General features: G+C 63.1%; 19 protein-coding genes, 1 tRNA gene and 1 pseudogene. 7 read left to right on the top strand and 14 right to left on the bottom strand.

Going from position 1 to position 17,617, the window contains the following annotated elements:
- Positions 1 to 48: 48 nt before the first annotated feature.
- On the bottom strand, positions 49 to 849 hold the full coding sequence (locus tag H040_RS13695) for a c-type cytochrome (RefSeq protein WP_027919508.1): 801 nt from the start codon (positions 847 to 849) through the stop codon (positions 49 to 51).
- A gap of 479 nt (positions 850 to 1,328) precedes the next feature.
- On the opposite strand from H040_RS13695, the gene H040_RS13690 reads away from it, so the two are divergent.
- Positions 1,329 to 2,063, top strand: coding sequence for an amidotransferase (locus H040_RS13690; RefSeq protein ID WP_027919507.1), 735 nt, complete (start codon positions 1,329 to 1,331; stop codon positions 2,061 to 2,063).
- Positions 2,064 to 2,096: 33 nt separating this feature from the next.
- On the opposite strand, the gene H040_RS13685 is transcribed toward H040_RS13690, so the two are convergent.
- From H040_RS13685 to H040_RS13675, 3 genes are all read right to left on the bottom strand, one after another.
- Entirely contained in the window at positions 2,097 to 3,068 is a 972-nt protein-coding gene (locus tag H040_RS13685) for a magnesium and cobalt transport protein CorA (protein ID WP_027919506.1), read from the bottom strand.
- A gap of 63 nt (positions 3,069 to 3,131) precedes the next feature.
- A complete protein-coding gene (locus tag H040_RS13680; protein ID WP_027919505.1) occupies positions 3,132 to 3,851 on the bottom strand; it encodes a lysophospholipid acyltransferase family protein in 720 nt (239 codons plus the stop codon).
- Positions 3,852 to 3,932: 81 nt separating this feature from the next.
- Positions 3,933 to 4,622, bottom strand: coding sequence for a crotonase/enoyl-CoA hydratase family protein (locus H040_RS13675; RefSeq protein WP_027919504.1), 690 nt, complete (start codon positions 4,620 to 4,622; stop codon positions 3,933 to 3,935).
- Between the two features lie 290 nt (positions 4,623 to 4,912).
- Here H040_RS13675 and H040_RS13670 point away from each other — a divergent pair.
- A tRNA-Ser gene (locus tag H040_RS13670) sits at positions 4,913 to 5,002 on the top strand.
- Between the two features lie 213 nt (positions 5,003 to 5,215).
- Here the strand turns inward: H040_RS13670 and H040_RS13665 are convergent.
- The 4 genes from H040_RS13665 to H040_RS13650 all read right to left on the bottom strand — a co-directional run bounded on the left by H040_RS13665 (position 5,216) and on the right by H040_RS13650 (position 10,006).
- Positions 5,216 to 7,348 carry a TonB-dependent siderophore receptor gene (locus H040_RS13665; protein ID WP_027919503.1) on the bottom strand — a complete coding sequence of 711 codons (2,133 nt, stop codon included), beginning with the start codon at positions 7,346 to 7,348 and terminating at the stop codon, positions 5,216 to 5,218.
- A gap of 177 nt (positions 7,349 to 7,525) precedes the next feature.
- On the bottom strand, positions 7,526 to 7,906 hold the full coding sequence (locus H040_RS13660; protein WP_027919502.1) for a hypothetical protein: 381 nt from the start codon (positions 7,904 to 7,906) through the stop codon (positions 7,526 to 7,528).
- Between the two features lie 119 nt (positions 7,907 to 8,025).
- A complete protein-coding gene (locus H040_RS13655) occupies positions 8,026 to 9,207 on the bottom strand; it encodes an MFS transporter (RefSeq protein WP_027919501.1) in 1,182 nt (393 codons plus the stop codon).
- A gap of 49 nt (positions 9,208 to 9,256) precedes the next feature.
- Positions 9,257 to 10,006, bottom strand: a complete 750-nt coding sequence (locus H040_RS13650) for a 3-oxoacyl-ACP reductase family protein (protein WP_027919500.1) — start codon at positions 10,004 to 10,006, stop codon at positions 9,257 to 9,259.
- 117 nt (positions 10,007 to 10,123) lie between these two features.
- Here H040_RS13650 and H040_RS13645 point away from each other — a divergent pair, with 117 nt between their 5' ends.
- The gene (locus H040_RS13645) at positions 10,124 to 11,056 is read left to right on the top strand and encodes a LysR family transcriptional regulator (protein ID WP_027919499.1); all 933 of its coding nucleotides are present in this window, start codon (positions 10,124 to 10,126) and stop codon (positions 11,054 to 11,056) included.
- A 115-nt stretch (positions 11,057 to 11,171) separates the two neighbouring features.
- Here H040_RS13645 and H040_RS13640 read toward each other — a convergent pair whose 3' ends face one another.
- Together H040_RS13640 and H040_RS13635 are read right to left on the bottom strand one after the other, a co-directional pair.
- Positions 11,172 to 11,642 carry a GreA/GreB family elongation factor gene (locus tag H040_RS13640; RefSeq protein ID WP_027919498.1) on the bottom strand — a complete coding sequence of 157 codons (471 nt, stop codon included), beginning with the start codon at positions 11,640 to 11,642 and terminating at the stop codon, positions 11,172 to 11,174.
- A 2-nt stretch (positions 11,643 to 11,644) separates the two neighbouring features.
- A complete protein-coding gene (locus tag H040_RS13635; protein WP_027919497.1) occupies positions 11,645 to 12,037 on the bottom strand; it encodes a hypothetical protein in 393 nt (130 codons plus the stop codon).
- A 131-nt stretch (positions 12,038 to 12,168) separates the two neighbouring features.
- Here H040_RS13635 and earP point away from each other — a divergent pair, with 131 nt between their 5' ends.
- Both earP and efp read left to right on the top strand, forming a co-directional pair.
- Complete coding sequence (earP, locus tag H040_RS13630) at positions 12,169 to 13,302, top strand: elongation factor P maturation arginine rhamnosyltransferase EarP (protein ID WP_027919496.1); 1,134 nt, start codon at positions 12,169 to 12,171, stop codon at positions 13,300 to 13,302.
- A gap of 48 nt (positions 13,303 to 13,350) precedes the next feature.
- Positions 13,351 to 13,920, top strand: coding sequence for an elongation factor P (efp, locus tag H040_RS13625; RefSeq protein WP_027919495.1), 570 nt, complete (start codon positions 13,351 to 13,353; stop codon positions 13,918 to 13,920).
- Between the two features lie 200 nt (positions 13,921 to 14,120).
- On the opposite strand, the gene H040_RS13620 is transcribed toward efp, so the two are convergent.
- The 3 genes and pseudogenes from H040_RS13620 to H040_RS27760 form a co-directional block, all read right to left on the bottom strand.
- The gene (locus tag H040_RS13620) at positions 14,121 to 14,549 is read right to left on the bottom strand and encodes an organic hydroperoxide resistance protein (RefSeq protein ID WP_027919494.1); all 429 of its coding nucleotides are present in this window, start codon (positions 14,547 to 14,549) and stop codon (positions 14,121 to 14,123) included.
- A gap of 141 nt (positions 14,550 to 14,690) precedes the next feature.
- On the bottom strand, positions 14,691 to 15,146 hold the full coding sequence (locus H040_RS13615; protein ID WP_027919493.1) for a MarR family winged helix-turn-helix transcriptional regulator: 456 nt from the start codon (positions 15,144 to 15,146) through the stop codon (positions 14,691 to 14,693).
- A 58-nt stretch (positions 15,147 to 15,204) separates the two neighbouring features.
- Positions 15,205 to 15,399, bottom strand: a pseudogene (locus tag H040_RS27760) (LysR family transcriptional regulator); the annotation flags it as partial.
- A 174-nt stretch (positions 15,400 to 15,573) separates the two neighbouring features.
- On the opposite strand from H040_RS27760, the gene H040_RS13610 reads away from it, so the two are divergent.
- On the top strand, positions 15,574 to 16,323 hold the full coding sequence (locus H040_RS13610) for a sulfite exporter TauE/SafE family protein (RefSeq protein ID WP_027919492.1): 750 nt from the start codon (positions 15,574 to 15,576) through the stop codon (positions 16,321 to 16,323).
- Between the two features lie 29 nt (positions 16,324 to 16,352).
- Here H040_RS13610 and H040_RS13605 read toward each other — a convergent pair whose 3' ends face one another.
- Positions 16,353 to 17,204, bottom strand: a complete 852-nt coding sequence (locus H040_RS13605; protein WP_050437248.1) for a LysR substrate-binding domain-containing protein — start codon at positions 17,202 to 17,204, stop codon at positions 16,353 to 16,355.
- Between the two features lie 96 nt (positions 17,205 to 17,300).
- Between H040_RS13605 and H040_RS13600 the strand changes: the two genes are divergently transcribed.
- A complete protein-coding gene (locus tag H040_RS13600) occupies positions 17,301 to 17,519 on the top strand; it encodes a DUF1127 domain-containing protein (RefSeq protein ID WP_027919490.1) in 219 nt (72 codons plus the stop codon).
- Positions 17,520 to 17,617: the final 98 nt, after the last annotated feature.

The raw sequence follows: 17,617 nt of genomic DNA, 5'->3' as shown, positions 1-17,617 counted from the left end.
GTGGGAGCTTGCTTGCCTGCGATGGGCTGCGCACCAGCCCCAACCATCTCAAAGCTTGCGCCCGGCCATATGCGCCAGATAAGCGAGCAGCTCATCCAGCTCCTGTTCACTCAGCACACTCTCGGCAAACCCCGGCATCCGCGCCTGCGGCCATTGCCGCAAGCTCTGCGGGTCTCGAATGTACTTGCGCAGGTATTCAGGCCGGAAATACTCGGTCGGGTTGTGCGGCACGTTCAAGTCCGGCCCGAACTGCGCATCCCCTGCGCCATTGAGCCGATGGCACGCCAGGCAATTCTGCTGGAACAGGGCAAAGCCCTGGCGCACCGGGTCATTGGCCGGCAGCCTGGGGTCGGGCAGCAGCGCCGGAAAACGCTGTTCTACCGGCGCCAGTCGGCGGATCGTGGCGACCTGGAAGGGCCATTGCTCGGGGCGGATGCCGCTTGCCTGTGGGTTGCTCCAGACCAGGTAGAACGGCCCTGCGCTGGGTTTGCCGTTGCCCAGCGCCGGCCACGGCCTGGCTGGGTCTTCGACGGCCAGCCAGGCGCGTGCCGGGCCTTCTTGCAGCAACGGCCCGGCCGGCATTTCGGCGGCAAAGCCATCCAGCGCCACTGCCTGCAGATGGTCATCGGCCATGACCCCTTCCAGCAGGGTTGCCAAAGGCACGGCGCGAAAATGCATGGGCCGCTTATAGGAAACGTCCTGTTCGATATCGATGTCGCGGGCCTGAGGGTGCTTGAGCAGTTCTTCAGTGGACCACTGCCGGGCGCTGTCGCCCAGCTCCAGGTGCAACTGCGCCGCCGATAGCGGCAGGCTCAACAACAGGGCTAGCGCGGCAAGGCCATGGCGCATGGGCAATCTCCGACCATAAAGCCGGAAGATTAACCCAAGCGAAGCATTGGCGCTGTCAGCCGAACAACCGCGTGAGGTTGGGAAGAATAAGCAGCAAAGTCGTGGCGAAGAGAATAAGCCCGGCTTGGCGAAGTTTCGATTGTCTGAACATGGCGGACCGCCTTCTTGTTGTTATTCCTGAATACCCGGTGGCTTCCTTGTCGGGTCTGCTTGCCTCATGTATGTGGATATAAACCACCCGCAGGCCGAGCGTTATCCATTATTGAGAACCCTTTGTTCTAAGCGGATAACTGATCAAGCACCATTCGCTATGAGGCCAGTGGCCATAACGCTGGCAAGCTCCGCCTAGACAGCCGCGTATCCACCAGCGTCTCTCCGACACAATGTGACCGTTCGTCAGTGCAGCCTACTTGCTTGTACGTGGCTTTCGCGGCAGTCTCTACAAGAGATTCCCACCCATGTCGTTCAGGACTATCCCTATGTCGTTACGCATCTGCATCCTTGAAACCGATGTCCTGCGACCGGAGTTGACCGCGCAGTACCAGGGCTACGGAAGGATGTTCGAGCAGCTCTTCTCGCGTCAGCCGATCGCAGCCGAGTTTCGCGTCTACAACGTGATGAACGGCGACTACCCGCCCGACGGCGAACGCTTCGATGCCTATCTGGTCACGGGCAGCAAGGCTGATTCGTTCGGCAGCGATCCATGGATCCAGACGCTCAAGGCTTACCTGCTCAAACTCTACGAGCGGGGCGAGAAGCTGCTGGGTGTGTGCTTTGGTCATCAGTTGCTGGCGCTGACCCTGGGTGGCAAGGCTGAGCGCGCCGACAAAGGTTGGGGCGTAGGTGTTCACCGCTATTCGCTGGCGGCGCATGCGCCGTGGATGGACCCGGAGGTTTCCGAGCTGACCTTGCTGATCAGCCACCAGGACCAGGTCACCGAGCTGCCCGAAGGCGCCACGGTGATTGCCTCCAGCGACTTCTGCCCGAATGCGGCGTACCACATCCGTGACCAGGTGCTGTGCTTCCAGGGCCACCCAGAGTTCGTTCATGACTACTCGCGGGCGCTGCTCGATGCGCGTCAGGAATACCTGGGTGACGAGGTGTACCACAAGGCCATTGCCAGCCTGGCCACCGAGCACCAGGGCGACCTGGTAGGCGAGTGGATGATGCGCTTCATTCAGCAGCCGGCCAAGGCCAGCGACAGCGCCGCCTGATCAATAGCTGGGGGCGCAAGCGCCCCCGGCAAACTAAAGCCAGCCGGATTTCTTGAAGCTGGCAAAGAGCCCGGTACACCCCAGCACGATCACACCCAGCACCCCGAAGTAGCCATAGTGCCACCCCAGTTCCGGCATGTTCTGGAAGTTCATCCCGTAGATGCCGGCAATCGCCGTGGGGAAGGCCAGGATCGCTGCCCAGGCGGCAAACTTGCGCTGTACGATGCTCTGCCGTGACGACTCCAGCAGCATGCCGATCTCGATGGTCTGGCTGGCAATGTCGCGGATCCCGGCCAGGTCCTCCATCTGCCGCGTGACGTGGATCTGCACATCACGGAAATACGGGCGCATGTTCTTGTCGATGAACGGGAAGCTCAAGCGCTGCAGTTCCTCGCTGACTTCCACCATCGGTGCCACGTAGCGGCGCAGGCGCAGGATATCGCGGCGCAGGCTGTGCAGGCGCTGAATGTCCTCTTCCTGCAACGAGTTGCTCAGTACGCTCTGCTCCAGCTCCTCGATTTCACCATGAATGGCCTCGCTGACCGGCTGGTAGTTCTCGGTGACGAAGTCGAGCAGGGCGTACAGGACGAAGTCTTCGCCATGTTCGAGCAGCAACGGGCGCGCCTCGCAGCGCTGGCGCACCAGTGCGTAGGATTTCGAGTGGCCGTTGCGGCAGGTGATGATGTAGCCATTGCCGGCGAAGATGTGGGTTTCGATGAACTCCAGCTTGCCTTCGTGGCGCACCGGCGAGTAGGTGACGATGAACAGCGCGTCACCGAAGGTTTCCAGCTTGGGCCGGCTGTGCTTTTCCAGCGCATCCTCGATGGCCAGTTCGTGCAGGTTGAACTGGCACTGCAGGTTGGCCAGTTCCTCGGCATTGGGTTCTTCCAGGCCAATCCACACGAAGTGCCCCGGCTTGCGCGCCCACTCGCTGCCTTCGTCGATGCTGATGTTGGTGACCTTTCTGCCAGCGGCATACACCGCCGATGCCACGACTCGACCCATGGTTATCCACTTTTTCGGTTGCACACGGGTTACAGCTTGGGCTGTAGTTGGCCGCAGAGCAACCTAGTGCTGGGCGAGTTCACCTTCCATATGGTCGATGCACTGCTGCATCTGCGTGCGGCACTGCTCGATCAGTGCCGGCACATCCTGCTGGCTGAGGCCGCTGGTGGCGATCGGTGGCAGTGAGCGCACGATCACGGTACGCCGCCGCCAGCTGTTGAGGCTCAGGCGCCGGGCATAGCGGCTGACGCACACCGGGACGATGGGCACGCCGGCTTCGATGGCCATGTGGAACGCCCCTTTCTTGAACGCCAGCAGCTGTTCTGCCGGGTTGCGCGTGCCTTCCGGGAAGATCCAGATCGAAGTGTCGTCACGCAGGATGCGCGTGGTGGTCTGCATGGCCTTGCGCGCCTGGTAGGCGTTCTTGCGGTCGATCAGCACATTGCCGCCGAGCCAGAACAGCTGGCCGAACAGTGGAATCCAGCCAAGGCTCTTCTTGCCGATGGCAACGGTGCGTTGCGGCACCACATGGCCAAGGATGAACAGGTCGAAGTTGGACTGGTGATTGGCGACGATCACGCAGCCGGGCGGCTGGTCCCACAGGGGGCCGACTTCAGCCTTGACCTTGATGCGCATCAGCCAGGTGGCCGGCAGGCTGTAAAGGCGGGCAAAGAGGCGGCTGTTGTCGCGGTTGAAGGGGCGCAGCAGGCCGATCAGCAAACCAACAGCGCCAACCAGCAAAAAGTGCAGCGCCAGCAGGAGCATGCGAAGGGAGTAAAGCATGGTACGACTCACACCAGACAGTCGCGGCGCAGTGTACGGCTGTGCACTGGCCGGGGCAAACCTTGGTGTGAGTCGGTGCAGTCAGCCCATGTGGCCCTGATCGAGCAGAATGGCTTCGTCCAGGGTATCCAGCAGCCCCTTGCGCACTTTCAGCTTGGTGTTCTTGTGCGCCAGCATGTTTAGCTTCTTCAGCTCTCGGGCAACGCCTTGGGCGACTTCAAGCAGCTGCTCGGCCGGTACCACCTGATCGAGGAAGCCGGCGTCCAGTGCGTCCTTGGGCTCGAACATTTCGGCATTGATCACCGAGCGGTGGAAGGCCGAGCGACGCAGGCGGTCGCGGGCCAGTTCGATGCCTGCGTGGTGCATGGTCATGCCGATCTGCACTTCGTTCAGGCCGATCTTGTAGGGGCCTTCGACGCCGATGCGGTAATCCGCCGACAACAGCAGGAAGGCGCCCTTGGCCACGGCATGGCCGGGGCAGGCGACGATCACCGGGAACGGGTGCGACAGCAGGCGGCGCGCCAGGGTGGACCCGGCAGTGACCAAGGCCACGGCTTCTTTGGGGCCGGAGGTCATTACCTTGAGGTCGTAACCGCCGGAGAGGATGCCCGGCTGGCCGGTGATGATCACCACGGCACGTTCTTGCGTGGCGCGGTCGAGGGCGGCATTGAAGGCTGCGATGACGTCTGGCGAGATGGCATTGACCTTGCCGTTGTTCAGGGTCAGGGTGGCGATGCCGTCTTCGGCGTGGTAGGTAATCAGCTCGCTCATGGCGGAATCCTTTGGGTGGCGTGGCGACGACGTTACCCAGCACGGCGGGCCAGGTAAAGCAGCAAGGCTGACCGGCCAGTCAGCGCCAGGGCGCGACGCCTTGCACGGCGAGGGTAGGGCGCTGGCAGGGGGGAAAAGCGCTGGCGAGATTGGCAGCTTTGCCCTGGCAGCCTCGGTTTTTCAGTGGGTTGGCTTAAATGCATGAAAAATTTGAAAAAAATGCTTGCCAAAGAAAAGCTCTTCTACTAAATTAGCGCGCCTCGACGGGGTGAAAGCCTTGAAGAGAAAACGGTGAAGTGTCCGAGTGGTCGAAGGAGCACGCCTGGAAAGTGTGTATACGAGAAATCGTATCAAGGGTTCAAATCCCTTCTTCACCGCCACATTCTGCGAAAGCCCCCGAGCTGAGAAGTTCGGGGGCTTTTTGCATTCTGGGCCTTTGTAGGAGCGGCCTTGCGTCGCGAAAGGGCCGCGACGCGGCCCCACGGTTTCAGCATCCCTGCCGATATTGCCGGGGCTGCTCTGCAGCCCTTTCCGACCGGTCCGGCGCCCCGGCAAGGCCGCTCCCACAAAGTGCCACCGGCTCATCCCAGGGTTTAAAAACTGACGGAAGCCAACAACCGCGCAGTCCGCGGCGCCCCCTGGAACAGGTAGTTGTCGCCCAGGTAATCCCCCACATCGCGCCAGTAGCGCTTGTCGAAGACGTTATCAACTGTCAGCCGCAGCGTCGTGTCGTAGCCGCCAATGCGTGTGTGGTAACGGCTGCCGATGTCGAACACGGTATACCCGCCCACCTCCACATTCCCCGCCTGGCTCGCATACTTGCTGGCGCTGTAGCGTGCCCCGGCGAGTAATGCCAGGCCGGGCAGCGGCAGGCTGTACTCGGCATGCAGGGCCGCGCGCAAGCGCGGTACGTTGATCGCTTGATGGCCTTCATAGGCGTCGGTGTCACTGCCCTGCACACGGGCACGAATTGCTGCGGCGCTGGCCTGAAGCTGAAGGTTCGAGGTTGCCCAGCCGCTGGCGCTCAGTTCCAGGCCAATGTTCTTCTGCTGGCCTTGCTGCACATAGGTGAAACTGCCGTCGCCTTCCGGGCGTGCATATTGGTACGCCTGGCGAATCTGGAACAGCGCGGCGCTGAAGCTCATGCCCTGCCAGTCGCGCTTGATGCCGAGTTCCAACTGGTGCGAGAGGGTGGGGGCGAGCATTTCCGCCGCGTTGCTGGCATACCATGGCGCTGTGCCGCCAGCTGACAGCCCCTTGGCGTAGCTGGCATACACGGTGGTGTCGGGGCGTGGTTTGTAGATCAGCGCGGCATTGGGCAACAGCTGGTATTGCCGGGTATGCCGCCCGGCCACGCCGCGCTCGTCCCAGGTCTCCTCATCCAGGCGCACTTCGCGTGCGCCAATCACGGTCTGCCATTGCTCGTTGAAGCTGATGCGGTCGCTGACGATCAGGCCGTACTGGCGGCTGTCCAGTCGGCGTTCGCTCGATTCTATGGGATTGGCAGATGGCTCCAGAAGCGGGGCACCCGTGTAGATATTTCCTTTGCCAATCCAGTCCATGTAGCTCGGACGTTGATCTAGAGTCCGACGCTGGGCGCTGCCACCTAACGTCAGGTCGTGTCCTGCACCGAGCGCTTCAAAATGCCCGCTCAGCATGGCTTGTGCTTCGTCTGTGCGCCTCCTGTCGTCAGGGCTGCGGAAGTCATAGATATCGTAGTCGCCATTACTGCCGAAAAACGCACCTTCACTAGAGCCCCAGGCGAACGCGCTGTAGTCATCGATCACCACCTTGCTGCGCGACGCACTCAAGGTGCCGGTCCAGGCCTCGTTGAAGCGGTACTCGAAGCGCCCAGCGAGGTTCAGCGAGTCGTTCTGCACCGGCTTGGCCCAATGCTGATAGGCCAGGCGGTCGCCCGGGTCGATGCCGTGGGGCAGTGCGTTGCCGCCGAGCAGCTGGTAGCCCGGCACCGAGCGCTGTTCGCGGTGCTGGTACTCGGCATCCAGCTGCAAGGTGGCATCGGGGCTGATCTGCCAGTCGAAGGCCAACGAGGCGAAATCGCGCTTGCCGTCGGCGTGGTCGACGTAGGAGCGGATGTCCTCGTGGGCCAGGTTGGCGCGCAGGCCGAACTGGCGCTCGCTGCCGAACCAGCCGCCGAGGTCGGTGGCAAGATAACGCTCGCCTTGCGCGTTGGTCGAAACCGTAACGCTGCGTACGTCTGCGGCGCGCTTGGTCACATAGTTGACTAACCCACCCGGCTCCGACACGCCGCTCTGCAGGCCGGACAAGCCCTTGAGCAACTCGACCTGCTGCTTGTTCTCCAGCGCCACGTTCTGCTCGCCGGCGATGGTCTGCCCGTTGATACGGTAGCTGCTGGCGGCGTTGAGCTCGAAGCCGCGCACGTTGAAGTTTTCGTAGTAGCCGATCGGGGCATAGCTTTCGCCCACCGAGGCATCGCTTTGTAGTACTTCGCTGAGCAAGCGGACCTGGCGGTCTTCCAGCAGTTGCTGGCTGAACACGCTGACCGAGGCCGGGGTGTCGAGCAGCGGTGCGGGCTGGAAGCCGCCGACCGAAGCCTCGCGCACCTGGTAGCCCTCATCGCCGTAGGTTTCGGACACTTGCACCGGGGCCAGTTCGAGGCTGTTCTCGGCCAGGCCCTGGGGGCTGTGCAGGGCCAGGCCCAGGCTGAGCAGGCTCAGGGGCAGGTGAGGGCGAAGCAGGGGCATGCGGGGGCGTCCTTGGGGCAAGTACTGCGCAGGCCTTTTCGCGGGCAAGCCCGCTCCCACGGGTATTGCACTGCCCACGAGAGCAGTGCAATACCCGTGGCAGCGGGCTTGCCGCGAAAGGGCCGGAACAGGCGAAAAAAGGGCCGCTATCTTAGCAGGGCCATGCCCCGCTGGGGCTCAATCGGCAGGTGCCGGGCGGCGATGCTGGCGCCAGGTGTCGTCGATCTTTGACCAGGTCCTGCCGTCGGTGATGGCCATCAGCTTGCGGCCATCCTTGAAGGTGGCCAGGAAGGTGGCTTCTTCCTCTTTGCCGCCCAGCCAGAGCCCGGCAAGCAAGCCCACGGGGCCAGCCACCAGTGCCCCGGCAACGCCCCAGCCGAGCGCAGTACCGAGGCTGCGGCTGGATTCCAGGCTGGCCAGGCGCAGGTCAGCGATGCGCGCGAGTGAAATGCGTTCGCCGGGTGAAGGGCTGCGCGGGGTCTTGAGAGTAAGCGATCCATTGCGAAACTCGCCTTCACCTTGCAAGAAATCGCCGGATTGCACCGTGAGTCTTGTCATGGGTTCGTCCTGTCAGTGAAAGGTCCTTGACCAGCGCCTACTGAGCGCCGCCGGGGCAGGCAAGTCAACGGCCAGGCGACGGAGGGTAATGCGCCGGTTTGTCGCACTCGATGGTGGCTTCAGGCTAGCTGCGCGGCGGCCTTGCGCTGCGCCACGCCCCATACCACCAGTGCCAGCGTGCCGATCACCAGGCCTGCCACCACGATGCCCATCCACCCTTGCCGCTGGAACAGCTGCGTGCCCAGCAACGAGCCTAGCGCACCGCCAATGAAGTAACAGGTGATGTAGCCGGCATTCAATCGCGTACGTGCTTCAGGTCGCAACGCGATCACCGCATTCTGGTTGCTCACGTGCACCAGCTGCACGGCCAGGTCCAGCACCAGCACCCCTGCCAGCAAGGCCGGCAGCGAGTGTTCGGCAAAGCCCAGCGGGACCCATGACAACAGCAGCGCCACCAGCCCAACGGTGGTGCCCAGCGAGCCGTGGCCACGGTCGGCCAGGCGCCCGGCCCAGTTGGCCGCCAGTGCGCCAGCCGCGCCGGCCAGGCCGAACAGCCCGATGGCGGCATCGGAGTAGTGGTAGGGCTCGCGCGCCAGCAGGAATGCCAGCGGCGTCCAGAACAGCGCGAACAGGCTGAACGCCAGCAGGCCTAGCAGCGAGCGCAGGCGCAGCACGGGCTCTTCGATGAACAGGCGGAACACCGAGCCGATCAGCGCCGGGTACTTCAAACCGGCATGGCTGTTGTGCTCGGGCAGGTTGCGGTACAGCGCCAGCGCCGCAAGCGCCATCAGCACTGCGGCCAGCACATAGATGCTGCGCCAGCCGCCCAGCTCGGCCATGAAGCCAGCTGCGGTGCGTGCCAGCAGGATGCCCAGCAGCAACCCGCTCATCAAGGTGCCCACCGCGCGGCCGCGCTGGTGCGGCTCGCTCAGGGTGGCGGCCAGCGGCACGAGGATCTGCGCCACCACCGAGAACAGGCCGGTGAGCGCGGTGCCGAGCAGCAACCAGGGCAGGCTCGGGGAGCAGGCGCTGATCACCAGGCCCAGGGTGGAAATGGCTGTCATCACCACGATCAGCCGGCGCTGCTCGAACAGGTCGCCCAGTGGTGCCAGCAGCAACAGGCCGGCGCCATAGCTCAGCTGCGCGGCGATGACGATGCTGCCGGCGCTGGCGGTACTCAGGCCGAACTGTTGGGCGATGCTGTGCAGCAGCGGTTGGGCGTAGTAGTTGCTGGCCACGGCCAGGCCGGTGGCGGTGGCCATCAGCAAGACCAGGGCGCGGCTGAGCGTTGGGGATCTCATGGGGCTCTCATGTTCAATGGCAATCTGGGGGCGCAAGGCCCCCAGTTTATCAGGCGGCAAAGCCACCATCGGCGGTCAGGCTGGCGCCAGTGATGTAGCCAGCCTCGTGCCCCGCGAGGTAGGCGACGAAGCTGGCAATCTCATCGGCCTGCCCATACCGCCCGATCGCCATCAGCGGTATGAGGCTATCGGCGAACTCGCCACTGGCCGGGTTCATGTCGGTGTCCACCGGCCCCGGCTGCACGTTGTTCACGGTAATGCCCTGCGGCCCCAGGTCACGGGCCATGCCCTTGGTCAGGCCGACCAGCGCCGACTTGCTCATGGCATACGGGGCGCCACCGGCGAATGGCATGCGTTCGGCGTTGGTGCTGCCGATGTTGATGATGCGCCCGCCCTGGCCCATGTAGCGCGCAGCCGCCTGGCTGGCGACGAACACGCTGCGCACGTTGATTGCCAGCGTGCGGTCGAAGTCGGCGAGGTCGAACTCCGCGAGCGGCGCCACGGCCAGCACGCCGGCGTTGTTGACCAGGATATCGAGGCGACCGAATGCCTTCACGGCATCGTCCACCGCCAGTTGCAGTGCGGCGGCGTCGGCGCTGTCGGCGCGCAGGGCCAGGGCCTGGCCGCCAGCCGCCTTGACCTCTTCGGCCAGCGCTTCGGCCGGGCCGGCGGAGCTGATGTAAGTGAAGGCCACGTGGGCACCTTCGCGGGCCAGGCGCCGCACGATGGCCGCACCGATACCGCGTGAGCCGCCTTGGACAAAGGCGACTTTGCCTTCGAGGGTAAGTTGCTTGGACATGCTGATCTCCTGCTGGAAGCAAGGCCGGATGCCTTGGATGGACGCAGTATCGACCGATGATTACCTGCTGATAAGATGGCAATCACTATCAGCAGAGTAAACCTTTGGTTGGCAATCATGGCCATGGAGTCTTTCAACGCCCTCGAATGCTTCATCCGAAGCGCCGAGGTGGGCAGTTTCGCCGAGGCAGCCCGGCGCCTGAGCATCACCCCGGCAGCAGTGGGCAAGCACGTCGCCCAGCTGGAAGCGCGCCTTGGGGTGCGGCTGTTCCAGCGTAGTACGCGCAAGCTGACCTTGACCGAGGCGGGGCAGCGTTTTCTTGGCGAGGTGAGCGACAGTTTTCGGACCATCCAGTACGCCGTGGCCAACCTGGCCAGCGCCGAGGGCCAGCCGGCCGGGCTGCTGCGGGTGAGCATGGGCACCGTGTTCGGTCGCCTGTACGTGCTGCCACTGCTGGGTGAGTTTCTGCGCCGTTACCCGGCGATTACCCCCGACTGGCATTTCGATAACCGCCAGGTCGACCTGATCGGCCAGGGCTTCGATGCGGCCATTGGGGGTGGTTTCGAGCTCCCGCTTGGGGTTGTGGCACGCAAGTTGACCCCGGCGCATCGGGTGCTGGTGGCGGCGCCCACGTACCTGAGTCGGCATGCCGCCATCGAAGACCCGCAGGTGTTGCAGGGCCATGACGGGATTCTGATCCGCTCGCCGCAGACCGGGCGGGTCCGTTCCTGGCCATTGACCAGTCGCTGGCAGGCGCAGCAGCCGTTGATGCTGCGCCAGGCAATGACCATGAGCGATTCGGATGCGGCATGTGCAGTGGCGCAGCAGGGCTTGGGGATTGCCTTGGTCAGCTTGCCGTTCGCCGTGCCTTATCTGGAGGCGGGGCAGCTGCAGCGGGTGCTGCCGGACTGGTATGTGGATGATGGGCATATCAGCTTGTATTACGCCGAGCACAAGCTGTTGCCGGGCAAGACCCGGGCGTTCATCGATTTTGTGGTGGAGCAGTTTGCCGAACGGAGGTTGGCGGAGCGCTTCGATGCCTTGGCTTAGAAATCTGTCGCCTGACCTGGCCTCTTCGCGGGTAAACCCGCTCCTACAGGTACGGCGCTGTGCTCAGGGGCGGTGATGAACCGGTGGGGGCGGGCTTGCCCGCGCAAGGGCCCTGTCAGGCAACATCAATGATGTAGAACAGTTGCGAGCCCAGGCTCACCTCGTCATCGGTCTTCTTGCCCGCCAGTTGCTGCCCTAACGGCGAGCGAGGGGTGATCACGGTCACCAACTCATCCCCCTCGCCAATCTTCAACCCCGCCGCCTCAGGCCCGAGGAACAGCAGGCGCTGCCCGCCGTGTTCATCTTCCAGGGTAATCAGGTTGCTCACCTGCACCCCTCGCGCCGGGTCGTAATTGCGCAACAGCAATTGCTGGTAAGTCAGCAGCGCCTGGCGAATTTCAGCCGTGCGCCGCGCCTGCCCGGTGGCCAGGTACGACGCCTCCAGCCCCAGGGTGTCGTACTTGTTCTCGGCGATGTTCTCTTCGGCGGTGGCCGCCTCGTAGGCGGTCTGCGCCGCACGGCGCAGTACCTCCATGTCGGTTTCCAGGGCCGTGACGATGCGGCTTAGCAGGAAGGCCTTGTCCATGGTCAGTAACAGAACTCCAGAACGTTGGCCTGGCTCTTGTCGGTCGGCGCGGTGCGGTTCTGCGCAAGCCAGAACTGGCACTTGGGGCTGCCGAGGTTGCGCGGGTTGCCTTGGGCGGCTTCGGCGGCCTGCTGGGCTTCCTGTTTGCGCAGGGTATCCTTGTAGCGCTCGAACATTTCGTCCTGCGCGTGCGCCGGTTGCGCGGGCGCCGTTGCAGGTGCCGGCTCGCGGAAGACAGCTGGCGGCAGTTCGGGCTCAAGCCGTTCGGGCCACAGGCCCAGGGCCAGCCACAGGCTCAGGCCAATTGCCAGGGCGCCGAGCCATAGGCCTAAGGCTATGCATAAAACCAGTTGCAGCGGTTGCAGGGTGATCTTTAGTTCACGGGGGCGGGGCATGGTGGCCTCCTGGCAGGGCGGGCGAGGGGGGCCATTGTCGCATGGCGCTGGCGCTTTTTTCCGTGCGGTGCTTTTGTCGGCGACAATTTATCCGCAGAATTCGCGGTTTTGCGCAGGGCGAGGCAGGGCACATGAAAACCACCTGGGACATTTTCTGCAGCGTCGTCGACAACTATGGCGATATCGGCGTGACCTGGCGCCTGGCCCGGCAACTGGTGGCCGAGCACGACCTGGCGGTGCGCCTGTGGGTGGACGACCTGAATGCCTTCGTGCCGCTGTGCCCGGGCGCCGATGCCGCTGCCGCGCAGCAATGGCAACAGGGTGTCGATGTGCGCGCCTGGCCCGCCGAATGGCAGCCCGCGGCGCCTGCGGATGTGGTGATCGGTGCCTTTGCCTGTCAGTTGCCGGCTGCCTACGTCGAAGCGATGCGCGCACGCGCGGTGCCGGTGCTGTGGCTGAACCTGGAGTACCTCAGTGCCGAGGACTGGGTGGAAGGTTGCCATGGCTTGCCATCGCCCCAGCCCAATGGCCTGCGCAAGGTGTTTTTCTTCCCGGGGTTCACGGCCAGGACCGGCGGGCTGCTGCGCGAGGCCAGCTTGCTGCCGCGCCGGCAGGCGTTCGAGCAATCGGCCGAGGCGCGCGCGGCGTTCCTGCAGGGCCTGGGTGTGCATCCGCAGCCCGGTGCGCTGCTGATGTCGCTGTTCGCCTACGAAAACGGGCAACTGGGCCGGTGGCTCGATGCGCTGGTCGAAGATGCCGACCCGGTCCACCTGCTGGTCCCGCAAGGGCGCATTCTCGGCGACCTGGGTGCCTGGCTGGGGGAGCAGCACCTACAGGCCGGCGATGTGCACACGCGCGGCACGTTGACCGTACAGATCCTGCCGTTCGTCAGCCAGGACGATTATGATCGCCTGCTGTGGAGCTGCGATTTCAACGCAGTGCGGGGGGAAGATTCGTTCGTGCGCGCCCAATGGGCCGGCCGGCCGATGCTGTGGCACATCTATGTGCAGGACGAGAATGCCCACTGGGAAAAGCTCGAAGCCTTCCTCGGCCATTATCGACAGGGCCTGTCGGACCCCGCCTGCGAGGCGTTGATGGCCTTGTGGCGTGCCTGGAACATGGACCGCGACATGCACGCGGCCTGGCAAGGTGCCCGCAAACACTGGGCAGAACTGCAGCAGCACGCCGCTGATTGGGCCGCGACTCAGGCCGCTCGGCCGGACCTTGCCGCAGCGCTAGTACACTTTTACCGAAATTCGCTATGATACGCGGCCTCGATTTTTATAAATCCATCCAGATTCGGATATTTTGCAATGAAAACTGGTAAAGAAATCAAACCCGGTACCGTTCTGCGCATCGATAACGATCCGTGGTTGGTTCAGAAGGCTGAGTTCACCAAGTCGGGCCGTAACAGCGCGATCATGAAGACCAAGCTGAAGAACCTGCTGACCGGCTACAAGACCGAAACCGTCTATGGTGCAGACGACAAGCTGGACGACGTGATCCTGGATCGCAAAGAAGCGACCCTGTCGTTCATCAATGGTGACGAATACACCTTCATGGACACCACCGACTACACCATGTACGAACTGAACGCCGAGGACATCGAAGCTGTTCTGCCGTACATCGAAGAAGGCATGGAAGACGTCTGCGAAGCCGTATTCTTCGAAGGCCGTCTGGTATCGGTTGAACTGCCGACCACCATCAGCCGTAAGGTTGTCTACACCGAGAACGCTGCTCGTGGCGACACTTCCGGTAAGGTCATGAAGCCTGCCAAGCTGGCAAACGGTACCGAGATCCAGGTTGCCGACTTCATCGCTATCGACGAGTGGATCGACATCGACACTCGCGACAACAGCTTCAAAGGCCGCTCCAAGAAGTAATCCTTCTTGCGAAACGCAAAAAACCCGGCCTTGGCCGGGTTTTTTTATGTGTCCAGAAATGTACGCGTTTTTTGTAGGAGCGGCCTTGTGTCGCGAAAGGACCGCAGCGCGGTCCCAGCGATACTGCGACGTAAGCGAGATCTTGGGGGCGCTTCGCACCCCTTCGCGACACAAGGCCGCTCCTACAGGGACCGTGGGCTTCAGACAGTCACGTGCAACCGGACGTCTACATTGCCGCGGGTGGCGTTGGAGTACGGGCAGACCTTGTGGGCCTTTTCCACCAGCCCTTCGGCGTCGGCCTGGGCCAGGCCCGGCAGGTTGATGTGCAGGTCGATATCCAGGCCGAAGCCACCGGGGATCTGGCCGATACCGACCTTGGCGGTGATCGAGGCATCCGCAGGCAGGGCTTTCTTTTCCTGGCCGGCGACGAATTTCAGCGCGCCGATGAAGCAGGCCGAGTAGCCGGCGGCGAACATCTGCTCAGGGTTGGTGCCGTCACCACCTGCGCCACCCAGTTCCTTGGGGGTGCTCAGCTTGACTTCCAGCTTGCCGTCGTTGGAGCGGGATTTGCCGTCGCGACCCCCGGTGGAGGTGGCTTCTGCGATGTACAGCGGAGTGACCTTTTGCATCTTGAGCCTCGCTAGTGTGCTGCGCGCCCCTGGTGATCAGGTGGCGTCGTGTGGGTACGGGATTTAAATTAGCGCGCAATTAGTTAGCGCGCAAGATAAATATTCACCGCTCATCCGAACGGGCATCACACAGCGTAGCCGTCAGAGATTTTTTTGCAGGCTGTCGCGCAGTTCCAGCAGGTCGGCCTGCAGCTGTTGCAGGCGTTCGAGGCTGCGGCCGCTGGCCTTGAGGATGCACTGCGGCACTTCCCGGGCTTGCTGCTGCAAGGCGCGGCCCTTGTCGGTCAGTTGCACCAGTACCACCCGCTCATCTTCGCGGCTGCGGTTGCGCTGTAGCAGGCCTTCGCTTTCCAGGCGCTTGAGCAGGGGCGTGAGCGAGCCAGGGTCGGTCAGCAGGTGCTGGCTGATTTCACCGACAGTGAGGCCGTCCTGCTCCCACAGTACGAGCATTGCCAAGTACTGCGGGTAAGTCAGGCCCAGCGCTTGCAGCAGCGGCTTGTAGACCTTGGTCATCAGCAACGAGGTGGAGTGCAGGGCGAAGCAGACCTGGTTGTCCAGCAGCAGCTCGTCACAGGAAGCTTGGGTGTTGGCGTTCATGCAGGTCCTTGAATGTCATCAATGGAGAAATCTAGCACGCTGAAGGTTGGTGCGCTTACTACCAGCGCAGCTCACCGCGCAGCGCCAGGCACCTGGGTGGAACCGAGCGCAAGCGGCTCTTGAGAAATTCGAGCAGCAAATGGCTGCGAGAGTTCGTTTCATGTTCAAGGCCCAGTGCATAATTGCCACTGGTTTCAGCTTCGGGTGGGCTGTTGTCGCAGAACAGCGGTATTCGTTGGCCGCGCAGCAGACAAACCGCCAGTTTCCAGCATGTCGAGGAACAGGCTCAGCGGGGCGGGCAGGGATCGGGGCTCATGGCCACTTTGCTTTTGCGAAGCGCGGGTAGCCATTGTGCGTCGTGGTGAGTTTCCCTGCCAGCGCGCAATCGTTAGCATGCTCGCATTCCAAACAGGCGGGTGAGACCCTGATGATCGAGTGGTTGTTGTATATCGTGCTGGGCGCTGCCCTGGGCACCATGGGTGGGTTGTTCGGCATCGGTGGCGGGCTTATCGCCATCCCGGCGCTAGGGGTGTTGTTCGGCCTCGATCAGCAACTGGCCCAGGGCACGGCGCTGGTGATGGTGGTGCCGAACGTGCTGCTGGCGCTGTGGCGCTATCACCAGCGCAACCGTATCGAGTTGCGCCATGCCTTGCCGCTGTCACTGTGCAGCTTCCTGTTCGCCTGGCTCGGGTCGATCTGGGCGGTGGGCATCGATGCGCATGCCATGCGTTTGGGGTTTGTCGGTTTCCTGGTGGCGCTGGCGGTGTGGAACGTGGCGCGGATGTTTCTCAAGGGGGCGCCGCCCACTGCCGAGCTGCGCCATGCCTGGCCGTGGCTGGGTGTGCTGGGCAGTTTTGCCGGGACCATGGGCGGCCTGTTTGGCGTGGGTGGGGCGGTGGTAGCCACGCCGATTCTGACCAGTGTGTTCGGCGCTACCCAGGTGGTGGCGCAGGGGCTGTCGCTGGCGCTGGCGGCACCGAGTACCTTGGTGACGCTGGTGACTTACGGGGTGCATCACAGTGTCGACTGGAGCGTGGGTATTCCGTTGGCGGTCGGTGGGCTGCTGAGTATCAGCTGGGGCGTGAAACTGGCCCATGCGCTGCCCGAGAAGGTACTGCGGGCGATGTTCTGCGTGTTTCTGGTTGTGTGTGCCGTGATGTTGACGTTTGAACTGTAAGATCGCCGGGGCCGCGTAGCAGCCCCAAATTATTGGAATCCTTCGACAATGTAATCGGCCATGCAGTCGGTAATCGGCGATTGGCTCTGGCTGTTGCGCAGCAGCATCACGTTGGCCACCGGCAACTGCGGTAACCCTTCGCTCTCGCCAAGAATGCGGATGTTGCCACCCACAAGGCTCTGCAACTGTGCCGTCACCGCGAGCCCCGCGGTGACGATGGCAAAGATCGCCGCCAGGCTGGGGCTGGTGTAGGCGATGCGGTAGTCGATGCCTTGGGCCTCCAGGGCATTGCAGGTCCAGGCGCGGCAAAAGCAGTCGGTGTTGAACAGCGCCAACGGCATGGGCCGTTGTTCCTGCGGGCAGAAGCCTTCGGCGGCAGCCCACACCAGCCGCTCCTGGCGCAACAGTTGGCCAACCTCGTTACCCGGCTCGCGGGTGACGATGGTCAGGTCCAGATCCTGGCGCAGCATCAGCTGCTTGGACGAGTCGCAATGCACCTCCACCTGCACCAGCGGGTAGGCCTGGGCGAAGCTCGAAAGGATGGTTGGCAGAAAGCGCATGGCGTAGTCATCCGGCGTGCCGATGCGCACCATCCCGACCATGTGCGGCATGCGCAGGGTGTTGAACACTTCCCCATGCAGTTTGAGGATGCGCCGGGCATACCCCAGCAGCACTTGGCCCTCGGCGGTGAGCCTGACCTGGCGGCCTTCGCGCTCGAACAGCTGGCGCTGCAGGATGTCTTCTTCCAGGCGTTTCATCTGCATGCTCACCGCCGACTGGGTGCGGTTGACCACTTCGCCGGCGCGGGTGAAGCCGCCTTGCTCGGCGATGGCGACGAAGGTGCGCAGCACGTCGGCATCGAGGCTCTGGTACTGGGACATTGCATCAATCTCCGAGATGCATGGCATCAGAAACATTCGTTGGATTGATCTTAAGCCCAAGCAGAAACTGGAGCCATCAACACGGAGGGCTTCACGATGAAAGGTCATGTCAGCAGCATCCAGCAACCTGCCTTTTCCCTGAACCACCTGTGGCATGTGGCCCTGGACCGTCCGGCCCGGTGGCTGCAGCTGTACCGCCAGCGCCAGGAACTGGCCAGCCTGAGTGATGCGACCTTGCATGACCTGGGCTTGAGCCGGGCGGACATCCAGCAAGAGGCCGAGCGGCATTTCTGGGATGACCCGTTGCGTAAATGAGCTAAGTTTGTCGGTGGGTCTACCGGCCTCTTCGCGGCTAAAGCCGCTCCTACAGGCGAAACGGTAGCCTGTGTAGGCGCGGCTTTAGCCGCGAAGAG

Source organism: Pseudomonas sp. URMO17WK12:I7, assembly GCF_003269045.1.
Lineage (GTDB): Bacteria > Pseudomonadota > Gammaproteobacteria > Pseudomonadales > Pseudomonadaceae > Aquipseudomonas > Aquipseudomonas putida_J.
The sequence above is the reverse complement of the archived record's forward strand: the minus strand, read 5'-3'. Positions and strand labels throughout refer to the sequence as shown.

Coding starts and splice junctions, on each gene's coding strand:
- H040_RS13610 (WP_027919492.1), top strand. CDS start 15,574: ATGATCGAGTGGTTGTTGTATATCGTGCTGGGCGCTGCCCTGGGCACC.
- earP (WP_027919496.1), top strand. CDS start 12,169: ATGAAAACCACCTGGGACATTTTCTGCAGCGTCGTCGACAACTATGGC.
- H040_RS13655 (WP_027919501.1), bottom strand. CDS start 9,207: ATGAGATCCCCAACGCTCAGCCGCGCCCTGGTCTTGCTGATGGCCACC.
- H040_RS13675 (WP_027919504.1), bottom strand. CDS start 4,622: ATGAGCGAGCTGATTACCTACCACGCCGAAGACGGCATCGCCACCCTG.
- H040_RS13645 (WP_027919499.1), top strand. CDS start 10,124: ATGGCCATGGAGTCTTTCAACGCCCTCGAATGCTTCATCCGAAGCGCC.
- H040_RS13685 (WP_027919506.1), bottom strand. CDS start 3,068: ATGGGTCGAGTCGTGGCATCGGCGGTGTATGCCGCTGGCAGAAAGGTC.
- H040_RS13615 (WP_027919493.1), bottom strand. CDS start 15,146: ATGAACGCCAACACCCAAGCTTCCTGTGACGAGCTGCTGCTGGACAAC.
- H040_RS13640 (WP_027919498.1), bottom strand. CDS start 11,642: ATGGACAAGGCCTTCCTGCTAAGCCGCATCGTCACGGCCCTGGAAACC.
- H040_RS13680 (WP_027919505.1), bottom strand. CDS start 3,851: ATGCTTTACTCCCTTCGCATGCTCCTGCTGGCGCTGCACTTTTTGCTG.
- H040_RS13695 (WP_027919508.1), bottom strand. CDS start 849: ATGCGCCATGGCCTTGCCGCGCTAGCCCTGTTGTTGAGCCTGCCGCTA.
- H040_RS13605 (WP_050437248.1), bottom strand. CDS start 17,204: ATGTCCCAGTACCAGAGCCTCGATGCCGACGTGCTGCGCACCTTCGTC.
- H040_RS13665 (WP_027919503.1), bottom strand. CDS start 7,348: ATGCCCCTGCTTCGCCCTCACCTGCCCCTGAGCCTGCTCAGCCTGGGC.
- H040_RS13650 (WP_027919500.1), bottom strand. CDS start 10,006: ATGTCCAAGCAACTTACCCTCGAAGGCAAAGTCGCCTTTGTCCAAGGC.
- H040_RS13635 (WP_027919497.1), bottom strand. CDS start 12,037: ATGCCCCGCCCCCGTGAACTAAAGATCACCCTGCAACCGCTGCAACTG.
- H040_RS13660 (WP_027919502.1), bottom strand. CDS start 7,906: ATGACAAGACTCACGGTGCAATCCGGCGATTTCTTGCAAGGTGAAGGC.
- efp (WP_027919495.1), top strand. CDS start 13,351: ATGAAAACTGGTAAAGAAATCAAACCCGGTACCGTTCTGCGCATCGAT.
- H040_RS13620 (WP_027919494.1), bottom strand. CDS start 14,549: ATGCAAAAGGTCACTCCGCTGTACATCGCAGAAGCCACCTCCACCGGG.
- H040_RS13690 (WP_027919507.1), top strand. CDS start 1,329: ATGTCGTTACGCATCTGCATCCTTGAAACCGATGTCCTGCGACCGGAG.
- H040_RS13600 (WP_027919490.1), top strand. CDS start 17,301: ATGAAAGGTCATGTCAGCAGCATCCAGCAACCTGCCTTTTCCCTGAAC.